The organism is Pseudoalteromonas sp. B62 (assembly GCF_037162565.1).
Classification (GTDB): Bacteria; Pseudomonadota; Gammaproteobacteria; order Enterobacterales; family Alteromonadaceae; genus Pseudoalteromonas; species Pseudoalteromonas fuliginea.
In genome coordinates this window covers 2,116,060-2,137,100 of sequence record NZ_JARLVB010000002.1, presented here as the reverse complement: position 1 = coordinate 2,137,100, position 21,041 = coordinate 2,116,060, and the positions used below count along the sequence as shown (strand labels likewise).

The window sequence follows — 21,041 nt, the reverse complement described above, 5'->3', positions numbered from 1 at the left end:
GTTACTGCTTTTTACTGCATTACCTTAAAATAACGCTGTAAAATTAATCCAAGCGTGCTTAATAGAACCCTTTTTGCATACAAATATTTCATAAAAACAAAAAACCATAACACAGCTACGGCTTTTGCTTTATTTTAAATTTGAATATGAGGTTAATTAAAACGCGTAACTAACGCTTACATTAAATGAACGACCTTGCCCTGCTAATTGCTCAAACCCGTTGCCGCTATCTTGTTTAAGCGCTGCAATACTTACACCGCCAAGGGGGAGCTGGTAATATTCATCAAACACGTTACTCACTTCTGCGCTTAGCGTTAATGAATCCCATGTGGCTTTAGAGCTTAAATTAATCAGGCTGTAGCTGTCTGTTTGGTTTTCAAAACGATTATTATCTACACGGCTTTTTGCATCTACCCACTGCCAAGATAACGCATTTTCAAATCGATTAATTTGCTGGCTAATACCTAGCTGGGTTTGCAGTGGTTTAATTTGATAAAGCGGCTGGTTGGTATCGTCGCGCTTACCTCTCGTATTAGTAACATTAGCGTGCAACTGCCAGTTACCTAAATCCTTAGATTCATAAATGTTGGCTGTTAAATCTATTTTTGCACCATATAAAATGGCATCTACATTAGTAAACTGCAAAATGTTACGCGCTGTATTATCTAAATCATAACTATTGAAGCTTCTTACAATATCAGCATCAATATAATCATTCACATCTGTATACCAAACATTGGTGCTTAAACGCCAACCATCATCTTTAGCCTGCTTAATATAAGTAGCACTTATTGTATGCGCTGTTTCAACGTCTAAATCAGGGTTACCAATATAGCCATTACCATCGCCATACCAACCAATCATGGTGGTTGCCATATTGCTTACGCCCCAGCTGTATCGCTCGTATAAATTAGGCGCTCGGTTTTTACGGGCAAGGCCAAATTGCAGCTCATCATAATTTGTTATTTGGTAGTTAATTAATAAATTAGCATCAACTATGGTGTCAGTTTTATCTCTGTTGGCAGCATTAAAGTTCTGTGCAGCAATGCTATTATCTGTAGACGTATCGCTCATGGTCATAGTTTCCATACTGCCTATACCCATCATGCTCATACCATCGTTGTAAGATTGAACCTCCCCAACGTGGGTATTAATACTTTCAATACGCACGCCTACGTTTAACCATAACTTTGTATTTATTTGACTCTCAAATTCAGCAAATGCCGCTATGCGCTCTCGTTTACCGTTATTTATATTTACGTAATCGTCTGGTCCCATCATGGTTGAGCCTTCAATACCTGGCCACCAATCATCAATGCTGTAATTGTAATATTCTTGAGCGAGTAAAATACTGCTGTTTTTATTAAGCGCGATACGCCATTTAAGCTGCGTACTTATATCTTGTGCATCGGTTTTCATTGGCATCATGCCTCTTTTTTCTTCACTGAAAAAACCCATTTCGTGCTTTACGCTATGCCAGTTAACTTGCCCTTCAAGCTCGCTGTTATCAAAAGAGCGTTTGTATTGAGCTATTGCGCCGTAACTGGTGTTATCGGTCATATCCATGTACTGATTTGCAAATCCCTGATACGGGATTTTTTGATGCGTTAGCTTTATCACTAATTGCTGTTTATCATCGCGCATAGCTGCGGTTAAACTATGATTTTGTGCTCGGTACAATGTATCTAACACTACATCGCCGTTACCGTCTTCATAACTATCTGCATCACTAAACGAGCCCTGGTAATTAAGGCTAAACGTGTCACTTGCTAAACGTGCACCTACGCCAAGTTTACGTCCGTTATCAACACTACTATACTTTGCTGACACATAACCTGAGTGCCAACCTAATTCATTGCTATCGCTATACTGTGGTGAAATAGAATTAACGCTTATTACGCCAGCAATATTATCGCCGCCCGCGCTCACTGGCGACACGCCTGCAGCCACATTGTAAGACGAAATTTGATTAGCCGAGATATACGACAGTGGCGGGTTCATGTGATTAGCGCATGCAGCGGTTACATCTGCACCATCAATTAACACTTTAACTCTGTCGCCCATTAAACCATTTAAAATAGGGAGGTTAGATACGCCGCCCGCATCTGAAAAGTCGACACCTAAATCACTTAATAACGATTCTGACGAACCAAGTGCTAAATGCTTATTTTGAGCATGTCCGTGTACTTCAATTACTTCTAAAGACATATCGTCGGCAAATGCAAAAGGAGATAGCACACCGCTAATAAAAAGTGCGACAGGGGAAAGTAAGTAAGTTTTTTGAGTTTTGCTTTTATAAACCATTGTTAATTTATGCCACTGTAATAATTGGCGTAATTATAGTGTGAACTACAAAAGCAAAAGCGCGACATATTGTCGCACTTTATCAATTAAGAATGTTGTTAAATTGCCCCTAGACAGAACCCTTCGTGCAGCGCGTGTTTGGCATTTATTCTACGTTATCGCCTATTTATGAGGAATAAACACTACATAGGCTCTGCCTTACTTAAATACCAAACATACTGCTGAAAATTCAACCTCAAAAGATAAGTAGGCCATAAATAAAGGATGGTTTTAATTACAAAAAAGAGCCAACAGTAAAACTGTGACCCTTATATAAAAATGTATTCTTTAAATTTATACATTTAGCTGCGACACAATCTCCGAAACTTTCTCCGCCCCAGCTTCAATGTCTTTTATAACGTCAGATACTTCTGAAATTAACTCTCGCCCTTTAACCGAGGAATCAGAAACAGATGTTATTTGCTTTGAAATATCATTGGTCAGCTCTTGATTGTTTTTTACAACCGTTGCAATTTCATTTGTAGAACTACTCGTTCTTGCTGCCAATTGTCTAACTTCATCAGCTACTACTGCAAAACCTCGGCCATATTCACCTGCTCTAGCGGCTTCAATAGCTGCATTTAAAGCTAGTAAATTAGTTTGATCGGCAATACTACTTATAGTAGAAACAATTGATCCTATGACCGCAGATTGTTCATTTAGATTTTTAATTAACTCAACTGATTTAAGGACCTGATTTACGATGGCATCGGAATTTGCGATCGAATCGCTTAAAATACCAGAGCCTAGTACGGCGGTTTTAACCGTAGAAACGGCTGATTCGTGTGCAATCGCTGTGGCTTCTGTAACGGCTCTATTACGCGACATGCGCTCAGTTATATCCGAAGCAAATTTAATAACCTTTATCACGTTTCCCTTGTTATCTAAAATAGGGTTATATGTTGCCTCAAGCCAAATTATGTCTCCATTTGCTTTTACTCGTTTAAACTGTCCTGATTTGAATTGCCCTTTCCCTAACTCATCCCAAAAATGCGGGTTTTTATCGTAAAACTCGTCGGTGCAAAACATCCTATGATGCTCACCTGTTATTTCATTTAGCTTATAACCGGTAGCAGACAAAAAGTTGTTATTAGCTGTTAATATTTCACCTTGAGGGGTAAATTCAATCGTTGCCAACGCTTTGCTTAATGCTTCTGCAACTGCTTCTTGTGCTTTTCTTTGCGTGTAATTAGCCGTAATATCAGAGGCTATTTTAATTACCTTAACGACAACCCCATCTATTTCAACTGGAAAGTATGTTGCTTCTAACCATATTTTTTCGCCTTGGGAGTTATATCTTAAAAAAGACCCACTTACTGACTTACCGTCTCTGAGATTTTTCCAAAATTGAGTATACTCTTTCGATTCCGCATATGATTTTTCACAAAACATGCGGTGATGATGACCAACAACATCATCCTTGGTATAATCTACTGTGTTCAAAAATAATAAATTAGCGTCTAAAATAATCCCTTCAGCCGTAAACTCAATATAAGCAACATGCTTCGTTATTGCATTTAATACTGATTCTTTTTGAGCGACTTGTAACTCAAGTGCTTCTATTTTCGAGTTACTTTTATTTATACCAAACATATAAGCTGCCTTAGGGTAAATGTTTAATCTGAATGAGCTGTTTCTTTAAGCTCTATACTACAACTATAAAATTTAAATATAGGCAAAAATACAAATTTAATCTAATAAATTAGACTTTATGCGCCGCATCACACTAATTGACCGAAACTCTGGATAATCAATCTATCTCAAGTGGTTACTTTCAGCGCTAACTGCGTTTAATTTACTTGCAATAGGCCAGCTATTAACGCGTAAACTCGCCTTTTTTCACAGAAAATCTCTGGCTAGAGAAAAACCTCAATCTGAGTTTAGGTTAATTATCTAGAGCCTGTTGATCTTCAAAAATTAAAATTTATTCTATCTTGGCCGATTAAATCGCGGCGTAGGCTAGGTAACTGATCCTGCTTACTCTACTGATTTACATTGACATAAGAGTGAGTAAAGACAGCGCATGCTTGGCATTTACGCTACGTTATCAAACACTTATGGTAGTTAACCAGGGTACGTAAGGCCACTGTGCTTAAAAGTAAACAAGCTCCTGTAAATTCAATCTCGAAAGATAAACGGGCTCAAGAATAATCTATTTTATATATAAAAATATCACTACGCGGATTCAAATCTGAAGTGCATAACGTTTAGGCGGCTTTAGGCGCCAAGTGATCCTGCATCAATTTTGCAGGCGTTTCAAATCCAAGTGTCTTTCTCGGACGATTATTAAGTTGCTCAAGTACTGGTATAACTTGCGCTGGTGTTACCGCCTTAAAATCTGTGCTCTTCGGCCAATACTGGCGTAGTAATCCATTCGTGTTTTCATTCAATCCGCGCTCCCATGAGTGATAAGGGTGAGCAAAATAAACAGGAACACTTAATGCCTTTGTGATTTGCTCATGATAAGCGAACTCTTTTCCATTGTCAGCCGTTATGGTATGAAGCGCTGACCTATATGGCCTTAATAGTTCTATCGTCGCCGCAGTGACGGCTTGTGCTGTTTTTCCTGCCACCTGAGTTGATACAGTGAATTGGGTGACCCGCTCTACAATGGTAACAAGGGCGCCTCGATGGCCTTTACCTATGACGGTATCTATTTCCCAATCTCCGATACGGCCTTTCTCATCAACTATTTGTGGACGTTCTTCAATGCTAACGCGATTTTTTATTTGTCCTCGGTTTGTCTTACCATGACTGCGCTTGTGATATTTCTTACCGTGTCGGCGTAGATGTAGGTATAACTCACCACCTGCTTTTTTATTTTCCCAGATATATAGATAAATGCATTCATGACTGACAGATTGTTTATTTTCCTTGCGCAACCATCCCGTTATTTGTTCAGGACTCCACTTCTCATTAAGCTTCTGGGTAATTAAAGCCATCATTTCAAGTGTCATCTTAAGTGGTTTTCTTGCACTTCTTCGGCGAGACAAAGCCCGCTCATGAGCTTGTTTGTATCTGTAACCTCGCTTGCCTGTATTTCTAGAAAGCTCTCTTGAAATCGTAGATTGCGATAAATTAGTTAGCTCAGCAATACTTTGTTGCGTAAAACCGCTTTTCTTTAGAATAGCGATCTGGCATCTTTGCTCATAGGTCAGTTGTTTGTAATGTCTCATTGTAAAATCTCTTGCCGGAGAAAAAGCAGTTAGCTTATGAGCAACTGACCACTTAATCTAGCCAAAACAAGTTATGCACTTACAATTTGAATCTAGGACTGCCAGTTTTGATGCACACGCACGTAAAAAATTTGGCAGCAGTAAACGCGGAAAAACGCCTGCAACACAACAAACAGCGCAAAAACAAAAAGCTGATACAACAACCCCAACGACTGCCCCAAAAGCTAAATCAAATAAAAAAGGCATTATGGCAGGCGTTTTAGGTGGCCTTTTAGCGGGTGGCTTAATTGCAGCAATGCTAGGCGACAATTTTGAAGGTTTTCAGCTATTAGAAATGATTTTATTAGCTGGCGGACTCTTTATTTTATTTAAGCTAGTAACGGGCTTTTTACGTGCTAATCGTGCCCCACAACTTGCCAGTGCAAGTACAAGTGCTCAGCAAAATGCTTTTAAACAAGCACCTATTGAGCAACCAACAAGTACCGGCTTTGCAAGCAGCGCCCCACAAGGTGAAAGTGTGCCTTTTAATTTACCACCTAACTTTGACGTTAATGGCTTTTTGCAAGGTGCCCGTAGTCATTACCATACGCTACAAACTGCATGGAATAATGCCGATTACACCACAATGGCTGAATACTTAAGCCCTGCACTTGTTGCCGAATTTAAAACTGAGCGTGAAGCTATACAAAGCGTAGAAACAGAAGTGATGTTTATTGATGCCGAACTTGTGCGCGCAGATACAAACGCGCAATCGTGGCAGGTTAGTGTTCGCTTTAAAGGTAAGTACCGTGATTTAGGCGATAAAAAGGAAGAGTCTATTTTAGAAATTTGGCACTTAGAGCGTCTAATTTCAGACGACACTCCATGGCTAATAGTGGGTGTTGAAGATTTAATTGATACTCAGTAATTTTATATTGTGTAAAACACCGCGCTTTTAGCACGGTGTTTTTTTATTTAAAAAACAATTGACTTACCACGTCCTGATGCTTCAGAAGCGGCATCTAATTGGCCCTCTTTATTAATAATAACGTGTAAGTCACCAAAGTGATTCTCATCTATGGTGTAACCCATTTTTGTAAGCTCTGCTTTTACGCTATCGGTTAAACCTATGTGTGTTCTAATTATATTTTTAGGCCACAGTTGATGATGAAAACGAGGGCTATTTACAACCTGCTCTGCAGTCATATCAAACTCTACCGCATTTAAGATAGATTCGTACACAGAGCTAATAATTGTTGTGCCACCAGGCGAGCCTGTCACCATTTTAACGGTGTTGTCTTTAAGGAGTATTGTAGGCGTCATAGAGCTAAGCATACGCTTGTGCGGCTGTATTTCGTTAGCTTTACCGCCTATTGCACCAAACACATTCATAACGCCTGGTTTGGCACTAAAGTCGTCCATTTCATCATTTAAAATAAACCCTGCACCTTCAACAACCACACCGCTACCAAACCCTAAGTTTATTGTGGTGGTATTTGCGACAGCGTTACCCATTTTATCAACGATTGAAAAGTGCGTAGTTTGCTCACTTTCTTTAAGGCCCGGTTTAATATTTTCAGTAGTCGAGATCGCGGTTAACGAAATGCCATCACTGCGCTCTTTGAGGTAGTTAATATTAGTTAATGCGCTGACTGGTATATCAAAAAAATCAGGATCGCCTAAATACTCCGCCCTATCTGCAAATACACGTTTACCTATTTCAGAAAGTAAGTGTACATACTGAGTAGAGTTATGCGCTAAGCCCGCATCTGGTTTTTGCAACTCATACATTTTAAGCCACTGTAAAATAGCAATACCACCTGAACTCGGCGGTGGCGAAGTAAGTACTTCATAACCATTCCAACTCGCTTTAATAGGTGTACGTGATTTAGCGGTATAATTTTTTAAATCATCTTGATTAATAATACCACCATGCTGGTGCATAAATTTAGCAATAATATTTGCAGTTTCGCCTTTATAAAACCCATCTTGGCCATTATCACGAATACGCTTTAACGTTGCCGCTAACTCGGGTTGCTTAAATACTTTATTAGCTTTTACATCAGCAAAATATTTTTCGAAGTTTACATTTATTTTTTGCTCTTTTAGATAGGCTATATAATGGCTAACACCTTTTGCTAATTTAGGCGGAACTACAAACCCTTGCTCAGCCAACGTTACAGCAGGCTGTACTAGTGCTTCCCACTTTAAAGTGCCATGCTTTTGATGGGCAAGCCACATACCCGCTACACTGCCAGGTACACCGCTTGCGTGAATGCCATATATTGATTTGTTTGCAATAACATTCCCTTGATCATCTAAATACATATCACGATGAGCCGCTGTTGGCGCTGTTTCGCGATAATCTATAAAATCACCTTTGCCATCTTTTTGAATAAGCATAAATCCCCCACCGCCAATATTGCCAGCTTCAGGAAGCGTCACTGCAAGTACAAATTGTGCCGTAATAGCCGCATCAACAGCATTACCGCCTTGCTCTAATATACTTTTAGCAGCATCGGCACTGAACGAGTCAGGCATTGCGACTGCGCTTTGCGCTAAAGGCTGCGCCAAAACACTAAAAGCAGTGAACTGTAAAACCAGTACACTTTTGACGATTAATTTACGTGGTGAAAAAACAATTCCATACAACATCCTTAATTTATTATTTTTGTTGCCTATATTAATGCACGTCATTTAAGGACAGGTCAATCTTTATGCTATTGATATTTAATCATCTTCAAACTTTTTTTGAATAAAGCACCGCTGGTAAATCGCCTTGCTCATCTGTATGTGTGTAATTTTTTATAAATTGCAGACCTAACTTTTTCATTATTTTTATAGAGGCTGTATTATCTTTGAGTGCCGTTGCACTTATCGCCTTAACGTCATCTTGTTTTATAAGTTCATCACATAATGCTAAAGCCGCCTCGGTTGCATAACCATGCCCCCAACTTGATTGCTTAAAACGCCAGCCTATTTCAATATCACCGTAATTTGGTGCATCACTAAAAAATCCATAGGCCTTATTAATACCCAGCCTATAAATGTATTGGTTTGCTTTATCGTGATACTCCACAGCCCCCAGCCTTTTAGCTCATTTCGATATGCGAGCATACGAGGTACTCCCTCATTTTTTATTTGCTCTAAAGAGGTAGGCACACCTCGCGTTAAATACTGCATTACAGCTGGGTCTTGGTCGAGCTCAAATAATTGAGGCCAATCATGCTCATTCATTAATTTGAAATTTAATCGTTTTGTTACGGGGGCGTTCATTTTCATTGTTGTATAGTCTACCTTGAATTAATTATCAGTCTCTAAAGGAGATAGCACATGAATAAATTAGCAGGTTTAGCTTTATTAGGCACTTTAATTACATTAACTGGTTGTGAAGATGCCAACGAAGTAAAAGAAGATGCAAAAGATAAAAGCGCACAAATGCAAGAAAAGCTTGGTGATGCATGGAACGACGTTAAAGAGACAACTAACGATCTTAAAAATGACGAGTCTTTAAACGAGCTATTAGAGCAAAGTAAAACAATGGGCTTAGACATGTACGACGACGGCAAAGAGATTGCGGTTGACGCATGGGTTAAAAGCAAAGAAGCTGCTGGCGAATTAACTGAAAAAACCAAGCAAAAAGCGCAAGAAATTGCTGACGAAATTGAACAAGCGCGTAAAGAACATAACGAAGGTTAATTTTACCTTCAATAATAAAAAAGGAAAGCCTCGGCTTTCCTTTTTTGTTTTCAATATTTGTTAATACTGACTAATTATAGCTCAAAATCTTTTTTGAATTTCAAACCAAACTCGCTGCGGTCATTACTGCGCATTACACCAACAAAACCTGATTGTTGTAAGCGACCTACATCATAAACTTCATTTAGAACATTCTCGCCGTATAACGTTACTTCCATATCGCCATATGGATTCGTGTACGAAATATTAAAGCCAACCAATTCTCGAGAATCAATCGTTTCACTTTTGTTAAAAACAGATTGACCTTGCATATCACTTCTAAATGAATAATTAGCATTAAGTGCTAACGTTCCGCCATTACTTAAATCCATAAAGTAAGATGGTGCAATCATTACAGTCCAGCGAGGTGTCAGTGCTGGTGAATCACCTTTACCAATACCTTGAACCCCTTCTGATACTTCGGTAATTTCAGAGTCTAAGTAGCCTACCGCACTTCTAATTGTAAAATCATCAGTAATAGCCACTGTTGTTTCAAGCTCAATACCTTGCGCTTTAGATTGACCAGCATTTTCGACAATAGTCACAAACCCACCACCTGAAGTAGGGTCAGAGAACGGTAATGCTAAATCGGTGTAATCAGTCACAAATACCGCAAGCATCATAGACACATTTTCGTGTACTTGACCCTTTAAGCCTATTTCGTAGTTAATCGCTTTTGTTTCATCAAACGATACAAACTGGTCTGGCCCGCCAAATGGGCGCGGTGGGAAACCACCTGTTTGATAGCCTTTTTGAACTTGCCCATAGACATTCATATTATTGCTAAGCTGATAAGAAGCATTTATATCCCACGTAACTGCATCAAAATCTGCACTGACATATTTACGAGTTGGGAATGATGGGAATATAGCATTTGCATCTTTTTCATCTTGTGAATAGCGAAGACCACCACCAAGCGTTAAATCGTCAGTTAAATCGTAGCTGGCATTGATGTACGCGGCATATGAGTTAGTTTCTTGGTTAATTTCAAAGTCGCCGTAACCACCAAACGATTCCGTTACACCATCATTTAATAAACCATTAGGTGTATTAAATGGGCTAAAAACAAACGGACCTGAACGTGTAAAGCCATCTTCATTAAAAAAGTAAAGACCCGATACAAAGTCCATATTATCGAATGTGGCGTTTAGCTGAACTTCAAAAGAGTACTGATCTGCACCGCCCTCTTCAGGGAATTCAGATAAGTTTAAAGGTGATGCATCATCATCTAGGCCACCTTCATACTCAGATGTACGGTAGCTTGAAATGAATTTAGCAGTATAAGTATCGTTAATTGCCCAATCAGCGGTAAACGATGTACCCCAACCTGAGTAAGACGTAGATTCAATACCAGCAACCGTTGTGCCTAGATCATCAGGGTCTGATGGAATTAAATCTTGAGTTAATAATGGGAAATCACCATTAAAAACATCATTTGGATCGAGGGGTTCTGTCAACTCAATTGTATAAGGCGACTGGCCAGATTCATTATCAACACCATCTAAAGAAAAAGTAAATGCTAAATCTGAATTAGCTTGCCACTTAAGTGCAATACGACCGCTAAACTCTTCTTCTTCGCCTATTTCTTTTTCTGGATTCGTTAAGTTAACAGCTTCGCCCACACCATCACGTATTTTGTACGATGCACTGGCAGACATACTCACATCATCAGAAAGCGCGTTATTAAAATACACATCACCAGCAATTCGCCCACGGCTACCAACTTTTGCTGTCGTTGTAATAATACCTTCATCACCGGGTTGTTTTGTAATTACATTTACTGCACCACCTAATGTATTACGGCCATATAAAGTACCTTGTGGACCACGAAGTACCTCAACACGCTCAACATTAGGTAATGATAAATTAGAACCCATTTGACGGCCTAAATAAACGCCATCTAAGTATACGCCTACACCTGGATCAGTAGTTATTATGTGATCTTGCAGACCAATACCACGAATAAATACAGAGGCATGTGCTGCATTACCAACACCGTAACGGGTGATGTTTAAGTTTGGAACATATTTACCAATATCTTCAAGGTTACTCATATTGGCTTTATCAATTAAGTTGGCACCAATTGATGTGATAGCGGTTGGAGATTCGAACAGACTCTCTGTACGTTTACGCGCTGTTACTTCGATTTTTTCAAATGCATCTTGTTTTGCTGTTGTTTTAGCTTCTTCAGCATGTATTGAGGTCGTCAGTGCAGCAAGAATTGCTATGCTTAGCTGTGAGAGGTTGCGTAGTTTCAAAATATTCTCCAAAGGATACCGTATGATTAGTTATGCGTTTATATTTTGATAATATAAATTTCAGGCATAAAAAAAGACGCTAAATAGCATCTTTCCTCTGGAGGGGTATTATATGGCAGAATTGTAAAGAAATGTATAAATTTTTCATAAAACATCTATAAAAGCGACTTATGTTGTTACTTAACCTGAACTCTGGTTAAGAGATTTACTAATATAGTGAATCATGGTGATATTTAAATTTATTTTGTTTAGCCCGATATTCTCAATAAAAACAAGGCGAATTTACGCGTCAATAGCTTGCCTACTGCAAGTAAATTCAACGTAGTTAGCGCTGAAAATAACTATTCGGGATAGATTTATTATCCAGTTCTCAAATTAATTAACGCAACCACAGCTCGGGTTTATCTACATAAAACTTATCAAAGAATTTCATCATACATTTATAGCCTTCTGACTTAATCTCGTAAAATGATAAAGTTAAACAACAAAATCATTCTGTTAATTAGATAAATTGTTTTTATGCTACTACAATTAAAGTGAATTAACATTTAAACAACAAGTAGGAAACATACATGAATAAGCTATCAGTAGCAGTAGCGGTTTGTTGCGCGATTGCAACAAACTATGTAAATGCCGAAGTAAGAATTAATGGCTTTGCATCAATTATAGGCGGAAAAAGTCTAGATAGTGAGCAAACTATTTATGGTTATGACGACGACATATCATTTAAAAATGAAAGTGTTTTTGCATTACAATTATCAGCGGATTTACAAGAGAAATTAACAGCCACTGCACAGATTGTTGCTCGTGGTGACAATGATTTTGATGCCGATTTTGAATGGGCTTATTTAACATATCAATTAAACGATGAAATACAAATAAGCGCAGGTAAAATGCGAGCTCCATTTTATAAGTACTCTGATTTTTTAGATGTAGGCTATGCATATAGATGGGTACGTCCCCCACAATCAGTATATAGCATTGCTTTTTCAACATATGAAGGATTAAGCTTGCTATATGATACTCAAATGGGTGATTGGGACTCTTCATTACAACTTATTTATGGATCGTATGATGGAAACCTCAACGGCTCTGCTTCTAAAACTATATTAAATGATTTTACTGGTATTAACTGGTCTGTAACACGAGACTGGTTTAGTGCGCGAGTAGCATATTTACAGGCAGAGTCATCTACAGAGCTATCAACCGATAGCTCACTATATGGCTTATTAGCGACATTGAACGAAAATGGTCTTGTCGAGCAAGCAAAAAGTTTAGATATAGATGAAGAAGATGCACGGTTTTACGCTTTAGGCTTTTCTATAGATTATAATGATGTGCTTTTTGATGCTGAATACACTAAGTTAAACCCAGGTGACAGCCTACTACCAGAAGAAACACAATACTATGCATCTATCGGTTATCGAATGGATGAAATAATTGTTCATTTTACTTATGAAGATAATGATGATGCTAATGACTCATCAAGCTATGATCAAATACCAGAGATCCCTGCACTAAACGCTGCAATTAATGGCTCTTTTGATGCATTCAATGCCCAAGATAATGTCTATACAATAGGTGTTCGTTATGATTTTCATCCTTCAGCAGCCTTTAAAATTGACTTCAGCCGATATGAAAATAACATAACAGACACTGAAACTGATGTTGTTGCTGTCGGCGTTGATTTAGTATTTTAATTGGAGCAAATGATGAAAAAAATTATTTTAGCTGGCGTATTTTCATTGTGCTCAATCAGCACATTTGCAGAAGTAGCCGTTATTATTAATCCGAGCAACGCAAGTAATATTGATGCGGACACAATCAAAAAGATCTACTTAGGAAAAAGTAAGTCATTTGACAATGGAACAAAGGTCAATCCGGTAAATCAAAATGACAATGCAATAGCCGACGAATTTAATGATAAAGTTGTTGGAAAATCGAGTAACCAACTTAATGCATACTGGTCGAAACTTATATTTACAGGCAAAGGGACTCCCCTGTAAAATTAGATAACGACCAAGCAGTGCTAGATTTTGTCGCAGCAAATGGTGATGCTATAGGTTATGTCGAAAGTGGGAAAGTAAATGATAAAGTCAAGGTCGTTGGAAAGTTTTGAGACTAACTTTATTGTTAAGTGCTTATCCGATATAAAACAGCGTTAGCAATACACATATTTAAAATATGAACTAACAAAAAATACAAAAATTGTAACTTAGCCTGCTAAGTTACAATTTTTTTGTCATTGAATAACCTTCCATTTTCAACTAATTAAAATCTCAATAATCCCAACAATATTAATCGTCAATACTCATCCTGTGTCGGGAGTCACATTATCAATATAACAAATAATAACAATTCGTATAATTATTATTATCACCTTTAAAAAGAAGCGCTTATATTTTATATAATAATATAAACGTCTCTATTTATTAGATATATTTTAGATAAGTACCTATAATGAAAATGAAATCAACATTTAAATTAAACAGGAAATACATATGAAAAAGCTATCTGTAGCAGTAGCGGTATGTGCAGCTTTAGTATCAAGTTATACAAGTGCTGAAGTACGAATAAATGGATTTGCATCAATTGTTGGCGGAAAAAGCCTAGATAGCGATAGCACATTATATGGGTATGACGACAACATTTCGTTTAAAAACGAAAGTGTATTTGCGCTACAGTTATCTGCGGATTTGCAAGATAAGTTAAGCGCAACAGCTCAAATTGTAGCCCGTGGTGATAATGATTTCGACGCGGAGTTTGAGTGGGCATATGTTACTTATGAGTTTTCAGATGAGTTGCAGTTAAGCGCAGGTAAAATGCGAGTTCCTTTTTACCGTTATTCTGACTTTATTGATGTAGGCTATGCCTATAGATGGGTTAGGCCTCCACAATCTGTTTACAACATTCCATTTTCAACTTATGAAGGCTTAAGTCTACTACACAACACTCAATTAGGTGATTGGGATTCAACCCTACAGGTTATTTACGGTGGTTTTGATGGTGAAATTGATGCTGTAAGTGCTAACGATAAAGCCGAGTTAAACAATTTTGCAGGTATAAACTGGACAATGTCTCGCGATTGGTTAAGCCTTCGTGCAGCTTACTTAGTTGCTGAAACCTCTTTTGAGCTTGATTCAAATGACTCAACAGGCGCAGCATTGAACGGCCTGGAAGATATACTTAGAGCAAGTAATTTGAATAGCCTAGCGGATGATATAGCTATTGATGAAGATAATAGCACATTCATTGGTTTAGGTTTTTCAATTGACTACAACGACATTTTGTTTGATGCAGAATACACACAGCTTGAAGTTGAGAACAGTATTTTAGCTGAGCAATCTCAATATTATGCATCAGTAGGTTACAGATTAGATGACGTCATCATTCATTTCACCTATGAAGACAATGACGATAAACATGATTCTTCTCGTTTTGATAAAATTCAAGCGATTCCAAGTCTTAATGCCGCAGTGAATGGCGCTTTAGAAGGTGTTCGTGCACAAAGTAATGTTTACACTATTGGTGCTCGATACGACTTCCACCCTTCTGCTGCATTTAAAATAGATTTTAGTCGATTTGAAGATGACATAACAGATACAGAAACTGATGTTATTGCTGTAGGCATAGACCTAGTATTTTAATTGGAGCAAACCATGAAGAAGTTAATTTTAGCCAGTGCACTAACATTATGCTCAATCAGCGCCTCTGCTGAGGTAGCTGTTATCGTAAATGCGAGTAATACAAGTAACCTTGATGCAGATACAATCAAAAAGATTTATTTAGGTAAAAGTAAATCATTTGATAATGGTGCGAAAGTAAATCCAGTAAACCAAAATGGCAATAGTGTTGCCGATGAGTTTAATGATAAGGTTGTTGGTAAATCGAGTAGTCAGCTCAATGCCTATTGGTCAAAGCTGGTATTTACAGGTAAAGGAACCCCTCCTGAAAAGCTAGATAATGATCAAGCAGTACTCGACTTTGTTGCAGCAAACAACGACGCAATAGGTTATGTTGATAGTGCAAAGGTCAATGGTAGCGTAAAGGTAGTTGGTAAATTTTAATTTACTGATGAATAAAAAAAACCACAATTATTTTTAATTGTGGTTTTTTAGTTTTAATAAATATAGTTACTTAAAAGTATTACTACTCTATTCTAAATTTAGCTGTTGCATCTAATAAGTTATCTGATAGGTAATGAAGGTTTTTAGCAACATCACGTGCTGCCAATAATGAGTCCATGGTATCCTCAAACGATACGTGCATATTCGATACGTTTTCTACTACCATTGCAGCTACAGAGGTTTGTTCTTCCGTAGCAGCAGCTATTTGAGAGTTCATTCCATTTATTTCGAGCATTTGCTCTGCAATTTTTTCAATAGAAATCCCTGTTTTTTCTGCTGCGGTCGCATTATCAGTAGCCATGTCCCTTGCCGAAGTCATCGCTGTCACAGATTCATTAGCAGCTGTTGTTAATGCACCTAATAACTCGCGTATTTCATTGGTCGAATGTGCTGTACGAGATGCTAATTCACGAACTTCATCAGCTACAACAGCAAAACCACGGCCATGCTCACCAGCACGAGCTGCCTCAATGGCGGCGTTAAGTGCAAGTAAATTAGTTTGATCTGCAATAGAAGTAATTACATTCAATATTTGTGATACATTTTTTGTATCATCCGCCAGTTTATTTATTGTAGTAGCAGCTTGGTTTATTTCATTACTAAGCGTGCGAGATGCAGTTACTGACATCTGTACTTGAGTTCTGCTTTGTTCAACCTCTTTTTCTGCTGTTTCAGCTGCATGGGAAGCACTAGCGGCTGATTGAGAGATATCACCAACGCTTTGCTTCATTTCTTCCATTGATTGCTTAACAATTTCAGCATCGGTAGTTTGTTTCGTTGTGGCACGCTCAGCTTGCTCCATCCCCTGAACAAGTCGCGTAGAATTTTCCATCAAAGGTTCGCACACGGCAATAACCTCAAGTACAGTTTCTCTAAGCAGAGTAATAAACGCATTAAAGTTAATTGATACTTGCCCTATTTCATCTTCAGAGCTTACTTTTAATTGTGTGCTAAGAGAGCCTTTACCGCTTGCTAATAAGCTTAAGTTATTTGCAGCATCACTAGCTGACGAGCCAATCCCTCTGGCAATCCAAACGGCCATAAATAATAGTAATATTAACGATACGACGGATACGACTAGCATTAAAGTTAATGCATAGTCAGAACGATCTTTGGTACTAGTAACAAGTTCAAAAAAACGATTGTCTGCTTTTTGTTGCGCACTTTTAAAATTACTTAAGACCTCGTTATAAAGAGATGTTTTTAACTGAGCTTGCTGTTGAATTTTACTAAAATCAGCAGTGCCACTAACCATCCCATTGGCAATAATCGAAGATATCTCTTCATAATTAGCTAACTGCTTTTTTGTCTCACTGTTTATATAGGATTCATTTATCTGTTCAATTAAATTAATATTCGTTTCTAACAATTTATAAGTGTCACTTGCTTTAACAACAAGGTCTTGCTCACCGAATGTGACAGCTTGAGTATAAAGCTCGTCTAACTTTTCTAAAGTACTAACATTTTCTGAAGTAAGCTTAACAACCTTGTATGTAGAGCTCTCCATTTCATTAAGTGATATCCTATTATCATTCATTGCAAAATAATTGATCAGAACGATCGCTAAAAAAGCCAAAACTGCAATACATGTTATTGCATGTATTTTTTTAGTTATGCTTAGGTTTTGAAAAGAGAAGCCTGCGGCCATATTGATTACCTTATTTTATTGTCTATAACTATTATCGGCTTAATAACCATAAGTGTTAACTATATTTGTAATATTTCTAGTTTTTTTGTGATTTTTCGCGAATTTATATGAAATAATTTAAAAACAGGCTGAGTAGTTCGAAAAACAATCAAAATTATTTTTATTAAAAAAAACCAGTAACATTTCTGTTACTGGTTTATTAAATTTGGTGCGGATGGGGGGACTTGAACCCCCACGCCCTAAAGCACCACCCCTCAAGGTGGCGTGTCTACCAATTCCACCACATCCGCATTTCAAGCTTTCGCTTAAGTGTTAAACTTAATGATTTAAATGAGGAATATAAATCGTCTAACATTTATTTAAGTTAAATCAATTTGGTACGTCAGAGCTTTTCTCTTTCGTAGATGTTACAGGAACATCCTCTTCTACAGGAGACACTGTTTCAACTGCAGGCGCTGCTTCTAGATTTTCCCATTCGTCAGTCTTTTTAATTTGACCCGCAGTAAGGTTACCTAAAACAATGCTTAAAACAAAAAATACAGTTGCCAAACTTGTCGTTGTTTTCGTCATGAAATTACCAGCACCTGACGATCCAAAAACAGTAGCAGACGCACCGGCACCAAATGAAGAGCCCATATCTGCGCCTTTACCTTGTTGGATTAAAACCATACCAACTAATGCCAAGGCAACAACTAAATAAACTACTAATAAAATTTCGTACATCTTATACGGTTCCTTCTGCACTTTTACAAATTGCAATAAATGAATCTGCTTTTAGACTAGCACCACCAATTAGGCCACCGTCTATATCTGTTTGTGCAAATAATAATTCGCTATTTTTTTCATTAACGCTACCACCATATAAGATGGTAAGCCCTTGTGCTAAATTGCCATCTAATGAAGCAATTTTATCACGGATAAATTTGTGAACGTTTTGTGCCTGTTCTGGCGATGCAGTTTTACCTGTGCCGATGGCCCAAACGGGTTCGTATGCTATCACAGAATCTTTTAGTGCCGCTACACCTAATTTATTAATTATTGCATCAATTTGTGTAGAAACGACAAGCTCAGTTTTACCATTTTCTTGCTCTGTTTCACTTTCACCCACACATAAGATTGGAATGAGACCAACATTTTGAGCTCGAGCAAATTTTTCAGCGACCGTAGTATTACTTTCATTATAAATACTGCGTCGTTCTGAATGACCTACTAGCACGTACTTCGCGCCTAAATCTTTAATAAGTTTCGCATCAACTTCACCGGTAAAGGCGCCTGGTTCGTTTTCAGAAACAGTTTGCGCTCCTGTACAGACTCCGGTTAAAACCATTGATGATACTAATGGGAACGGGGGAAATAAGACAATGTCTATCTCTTTTGATTTAACATTGTTGATGGCACCAGACATTTGTTTAATTAGCTCTAACGAACCGTTCATTTTCCAGTTGCCTGCGACCATTGGCTTGCGTATTGCCATTTTTCCACTCCACATTAGAAAGCGGGCGAGATATTAACTTTTCTCGCCCAAAGTTACAAGAGGTTATTGTTATCAATCAGTTTATTTGCTCATAGATTCGACAACTGTCGCAATTTTTTGCGCACTATCAAGCACTATTTTTTCTTGTTCTGCTTCAACCATAACACGCACAACAGGCTCAGTACCTGATTTACGAAGTAAAACGCGCCCTTTATCACCTAAGCTTTTCTCTACTTCGGCAACAGCTGCAAGGACCTCTGTTGTACTCGTTGGATCAGTTCCCGGTGTATAACGTACGTTAATCATTTTCATTGGGTATTTAGTAAAGCCTGCACCTAAGTCTTGTAGAGTGCGGTTTTGTGCAACCATTGCAGCCAATACTTGTAGGCTTGAAATAATACCATCCCCGGTACTGATCAAATCTAGATTTAGAACATGGCCCGAGCTTTCCCCACCAATTTTCCAACCCTTCTGCTGCAGTAATTCCATAACGTAGCGATCGCCTACTTTACTACGTGCGAACTCAATTCCTTTGGCTTTTAAAGCATTTTCAAGACCCATGTTAGACATAACAGTCCCAACTACGCCACCACCTAAGTTATCTTCTTGGGCTGCTTGACACGCAATTATATAAACTAGATCATCACCATCAAATACACGGCCATTATGATCAACCATCATAACGCGATCACCATCACCATCATAAGCAATACCTACGTCTGCTTTAAATTCAAGTACTTTACGTTTAAGTGTATCTACGTGTGTAGCACCACATTCATGATTTATGTTTACGCCATTTGGCTCACACGCATGGGTAATTACTTCAGCACCAAGTTCGCGCATAACAGAAGGAGCAATATGATATGTAGCACCATTAGCACAGTCAACGACGACTTTGAGACCCTCTAATGACAAACCTTGTGGAAACTGACTTTTACAAAATTCTATGTAACGGCCATCTGCACTGACTAAACGAGATGCTTTACCTAATTTATCAGATGCAACGCAAGTCATTGGCTCATCAAGCATCGCTTCTATTTGAAGCTCTACGGAATCAGCTAGCTTTAGGCCTTGTCCGTTAAAAAACTTAATACCATTATCGTAATAAGGGTTGTGTGATGCACTAATTACAATTCCCGCTTCCGCACGAAACGTTTGCGCTAAATAGGCAACAGCAGGCGTTGGCATAGGGCCAAGTAACACGACGTCAATACCTGCGGCAATTAACCCAGCTTCAAGTGCTGTTTCAAGCATATAACCTGAGATACGTGTATCTTTACCAATAATTACTTTTTTAGTGCCACCCAGAGATAAAACACGCCCTGCTGCCCAACCTAATTTCATAGCAAACTCTGGGTTAATAGGTGCTGTACCAACTAATCCACGCACTCCATCAGTGCCAAAATATTTTCTTTCTTTCATTATTGTATTCCTTGTTCGCAGGCTCGTAATACACTAAGCACGTCTGCGGTTTCTTTTACGTCATGTACGCGAATAATTTTTGCGCCATTTTGCGCCGCGATTAGCGCACCTGCTAAGCTACCTGCCAATCGCTCACTTGTTTCTCTATTTAATAAATTACCTATCATCGATTTACGAGATAAACCAGCCAATAATGGCAAACCCAATTTATTAAAATCATTAAACTTAGCCAATATTTGATAGTTATGGTTAAGCGTTTTTCCAAATCCAAAACCAGGATCTAGGATAAGTCGTTCAAACTTAATCCCGGCTGTTTCACAGGCTTTAATACGTTGACTAAAAAACATATTTATATCTGCAAACAAATCATCATAATGAGGTGCACATTGCATACTGCGAGGTTGCCCTTGCATATGCATTAAACAAATTGCTACATCTTCATAGTGCGCAACCGTTTCTAACGCATCTAATTCTTGCAAAGCTCTTACATCGTTGACTATATCAGCCCCTGCGAGTATTGCTTGTTCCATTACTTGCGCTTTACTGGTATCAATTGAAATAACGCAATCACTGTGCTCACGTATTGCTTTAATAGCGGGAATTACGCGGGCAAGTTCATCTTTCAAACTCACATTTGGTGCGCCGGGGCGGGTAGATTCTCCGCCTATGTCTACAATTTTCGCACCATCATCCAATAACTGCATTGCACGTTTCAGTGCTATTGTTGGGTCTAAAAACTGCCCACCATCAGAAAATGAATCCGGCGTTACATTTAATATTCCCATAATAACGGGCTTTTCAATATTAAGCGTACGTCCTCTGGGAAGCTTTAATATGTTAGTCATTGCCAACCTTTATTCTTTTTCCAATAAAATT

General features: G+C 38.2%; 15 protein-coding genes, 1 tRNA gene and 2 pseudogenes. 6 read left to right on the top strand and 12 right to left on the bottom strand.

The window, feature by feature from the left end:
* Positions 1-156 precede the first annotated feature (156 nt).
* The 3 genes from P4S71_RS14160 to P4S71_RS14150 all read right to left on the bottom strand — a co-directional run bounded on the left by P4S71_RS14160 (position 157) and on the right by P4S71_RS14150 (position 5,519).
* On the bottom strand, positions 157-2,304 hold the full coding sequence (locus tag P4S71_RS14160; protein WP_337150866.1) for a TonB-dependent receptor: 2,148 nt from the start codon (positions 2,302-2,304) through the stop codon (positions 157-159).
* A gap of 333 nt (positions 2,305-2,637) precedes the next feature.
* Positions 2,638-3,936, bottom strand: coding sequence for a methyl-accepting chemotaxis protein (locus P4S71_RS14155; protein WP_337150865.1), 1,299 nt, complete (start codon positions 3,934-3,936; stop codon positions 2,638-2,640).
* Between the two features lie 614 nt (positions 3,937-4,550).
* Entirely contained in the window at positions 4,551-5,519 is a 969-nt protein-coding gene (locus P4S71_RS14150) for an IS30 family transposase (protein WP_337150864.1), read from the bottom strand.
* Between the two features lie 73 nt (positions 5,520-5,592).
* Between P4S71_RS14150 and P4S71_RS14145 the strand changes: the two genes are divergently transcribed.
* Entirely contained in the window at positions 5,593-6,426 is an 834-nt protein-coding gene (locus tag P4S71_RS14145; protein WP_337150863.1) for a Tim44 domain-containing protein, read from the top strand.
* A gap of 47 nt (positions 6,427-6,473) precedes the next feature.
* On the opposite strand, the gene ggt is transcribed toward P4S71_RS14145, so the two are convergent.
* Entirely contained in the window at positions 6,474-8,153 is a 1,680-nt protein-coding gene (gene ggt / locus P4S71_RS14140; RefSeq protein ID WP_337151630.1) for a gamma-glutamyltransferase, read from the bottom strand.
* A gap of 85 nt (positions 8,154-8,238) precedes the next feature.
* Positions 8,239-8,780 (bottom strand): annotated as a pseudogene (locus P4S71_RS14135) (GNAT family N-acetyltransferase).
* Between the two features lie 51 nt (positions 8,781-8,831).
* Between P4S71_RS14135 and P4S71_RS14130 the strand changes: the two are divergent.
* Entirely contained in the window at positions 8,832-9,197 is a 366-nt protein-coding gene (locus P4S71_RS14130) for a hypothetical protein (RefSeq protein WP_008138625.1), read from the top strand.
* Positions 9,198-9,271: 74 nt separating this feature from the next.
* On the opposite strand, the gene P4S71_RS14125 is transcribed toward P4S71_RS14130, so the two are convergent.
* The gene (locus P4S71_RS14125) at positions 9,272-11,494 is read right to left on the bottom strand and encodes a TonB-dependent receptor (RefSeq protein WP_337150862.1); all 2,223 of its coding nucleotides are present in this window, start codon (positions 11,492-11,494) and stop codon (positions 9,272-9,274) included.
* A gap of 572 nt (positions 11,495-12,066) precedes the next feature.
* Here P4S71_RS14125 and P4S71_RS14120 point away from each other — a divergent pair.
* The 4 genes and pseudogenes from P4S71_RS14120 (at position 12,067) to P4S71_RS14105 (ending at position 15,561) form a co-directional block, all read left to right on the top strand.
* Positions 12,067-13,194 (top strand): porin, encoded by a 1,128-nt coding sequence (locus tag P4S71_RS14120; protein ID WP_008136003.1) that lies wholly within the window; start codon positions 12,067-12,069, stop codon positions 13,192-13,194.
* Positions 13,195-13,206: 12 nt separating this feature from the next.
* A pseudogene (locus P4S71_RS14115) lies at positions 13,207-13,613 on the top strand (phosphate ABC transporter substrate-binding protein).
* Between the two features lie 382 nt (positions 13,614-13,995).
* Positions 13,996-15,141, top strand: coding sequence for a porin (locus tag P4S71_RS14110; protein ID WP_337150861.1), 1,146 nt, complete (start codon positions 13,996-13,998; stop codon positions 15,139-15,141).
* 12 nt (positions 15,142-15,153) lie between these two features.
* Positions 15,154-15,561, top strand: coding sequence for a phosphate ABC transporter substrate-binding protein (locus tag P4S71_RS14105; protein ID WP_337150860.1), 408 nt, complete (start codon positions 15,154-15,156; stop codon positions 15,559-15,561).
* Between the two features lie 82 nt (positions 15,562-15,643).
* On the opposite strand, the gene P4S71_RS14100 is transcribed toward P4S71_RS14105, so the two are convergent.
* The 6 genes from P4S71_RS14100 to folP form a co-directional block, all read right to left on the bottom strand.
* Positions 15,644-17,269, bottom strand: a complete 1,626-nt coding sequence (locus tag P4S71_RS14100) for a methyl-accepting chemotaxis protein (RefSeq protein WP_033023762.1) — start codon at positions 17,267-17,269, stop codon at positions 15,644-15,646.
* A gap of 206 nt (positions 17,270-17,475) precedes the next feature.
* Positions 17,476-17,559: transfer RNA gene (locus P4S71_RS14095), tRNA-OTHER, on the bottom strand.
* Positions 17,560-17,638: 79 nt separating this feature from the next.
* Positions 17,639-17,992, bottom strand: a complete 354-nt coding sequence (gene secG, locus P4S71_RS14090; protein WP_007377779.1) for a preprotein translocase subunit SecG — start codon at positions 17,990-17,992, stop codon at positions 17,639-17,641.
* Position 17,993: 1 nt separating this feature from the next.
* The gene (tpiA, locus tag P4S71_RS14085) at positions 17,994-18,743 is read right to left on the bottom strand and encodes a triose-phosphate isomerase (protein ID WP_096792675.1); all 750 of its coding nucleotides are present in this window, start codon (positions 18,741-18,743) and stop codon (positions 17,994-17,996) included.
* 81 nt (positions 18,744-18,824) lie between these two features.
* Positions 18,825-20,165 (bottom strand): phosphoglucosamine mutase, encoded by a 1,341-nt coding sequence (gene glmM / locus P4S71_RS14080; RefSeq protein ID WP_007377781.1) that lies wholly within the window; start codon positions 20,163-20,165, stop codon positions 18,825-18,827.
* Positions 20,165-21,010 (bottom strand): dihydropteroate synthase, encoded by an 846-nt coding sequence (gene folP, locus P4S71_RS14075; protein WP_096792673.1) that lies wholly within the window; start codon positions 21,008-21,010, stop codon positions 20,165-20,167. The genes glmM and folP overlap by 1 nt, the downstream gene beginning before the upstream one ends.
* Between the last annotated feature and the right edge of the window lie 31 nt (positions 21,011-21,041).

Coding starts and splice junctions, on each gene's coding strand:
- P4S71_RS14160 (WP_337150866.1), bottom strand. CDS start 2,304: ATGGTTTATAAAAGCAAAACTCAAAAAACTTACTTACTTTCCCCTGTC.
- P4S71_RS14155 (WP_337150865.1), bottom strand. CDS start 3,936: ATGTTTGGTATAAATAAAAGTAACTCGAAAATAGAAGCACTTGAGTTA.
- P4S71_RS14150 (WP_337150864.1), bottom strand. CDS start 5,519: ATGAGACATTACAAACAACTGACCTATGAGCAAAGATGCCAGATCGCT.
- P4S71_RS14145 (WP_337150863.1), top strand. CDS start 5,593: ATGCACTTACAATTTGAATCTAGGACTGCCAGTTTTGATGCACACGCA.
- ggt (WP_337151630.1), bottom strand. CDS start 8,153: ATGTTGTATGGAATTGTTTTTTCACCACGTAAATTAATCGTCAAAAGT.
- P4S71_RS14130 (WP_008138625.1), top strand. CDS start 8,832: ATGAATAAATTAGCAGGTTTAGCTTTATTAGGCACTTTAATTACATTA.
- P4S71_RS14120 (WP_008136003.1), top strand. CDS start 12,067: ATGAATAAGCTATCAGTAGCAGTAGCGGTTTGTTGCGCGATTGCAACA.
- P4S71_RS14110 (WP_337150861.1), top strand. CDS start 13,996: ATGAAAAAGCTATCTGTAGCAGTAGCGGTATGTGCAGCTTTAGTATCA.
- P4S71_RS14105 (WP_337150860.1), top strand. CDS start 15,154: ATGAAGAAGTTAATTTTAGCCAGTGCACTAACATTATGCTCAATCAGC.
- P4S71_RS14100 (WP_033023762.1), bottom strand. CDS start 17,269: ATGGCCGCAGGCTTCTCTTTTCAAAACCTAAGCATAACTAAAAAAATA.
- secG (WP_007377779.1), bottom strand. CDS start 17,992: ATGTACGAAATTTTATTAGTAGTTTATTTAGTTGTTGCCTTGGCATTA.
- tpiA (WP_096792675.1), bottom strand. CDS start 18,743: ATGGCAATACGCAAGCCAATGGTCGCAGGCAACTGGAAAATGAACGGT.
- glmM (WP_007377781.1), bottom strand. CDS start 20,165: ATGAAAGAAAGAAAATATTTTGGCACTGATGGAGTGCGTGGATTAGTT.
- folP (WP_096792673.1), bottom strand. CDS start 21,010: ATGACTAACATATTAAAGCTTCCCAGAGGACGTACGCTTAATATTGAA.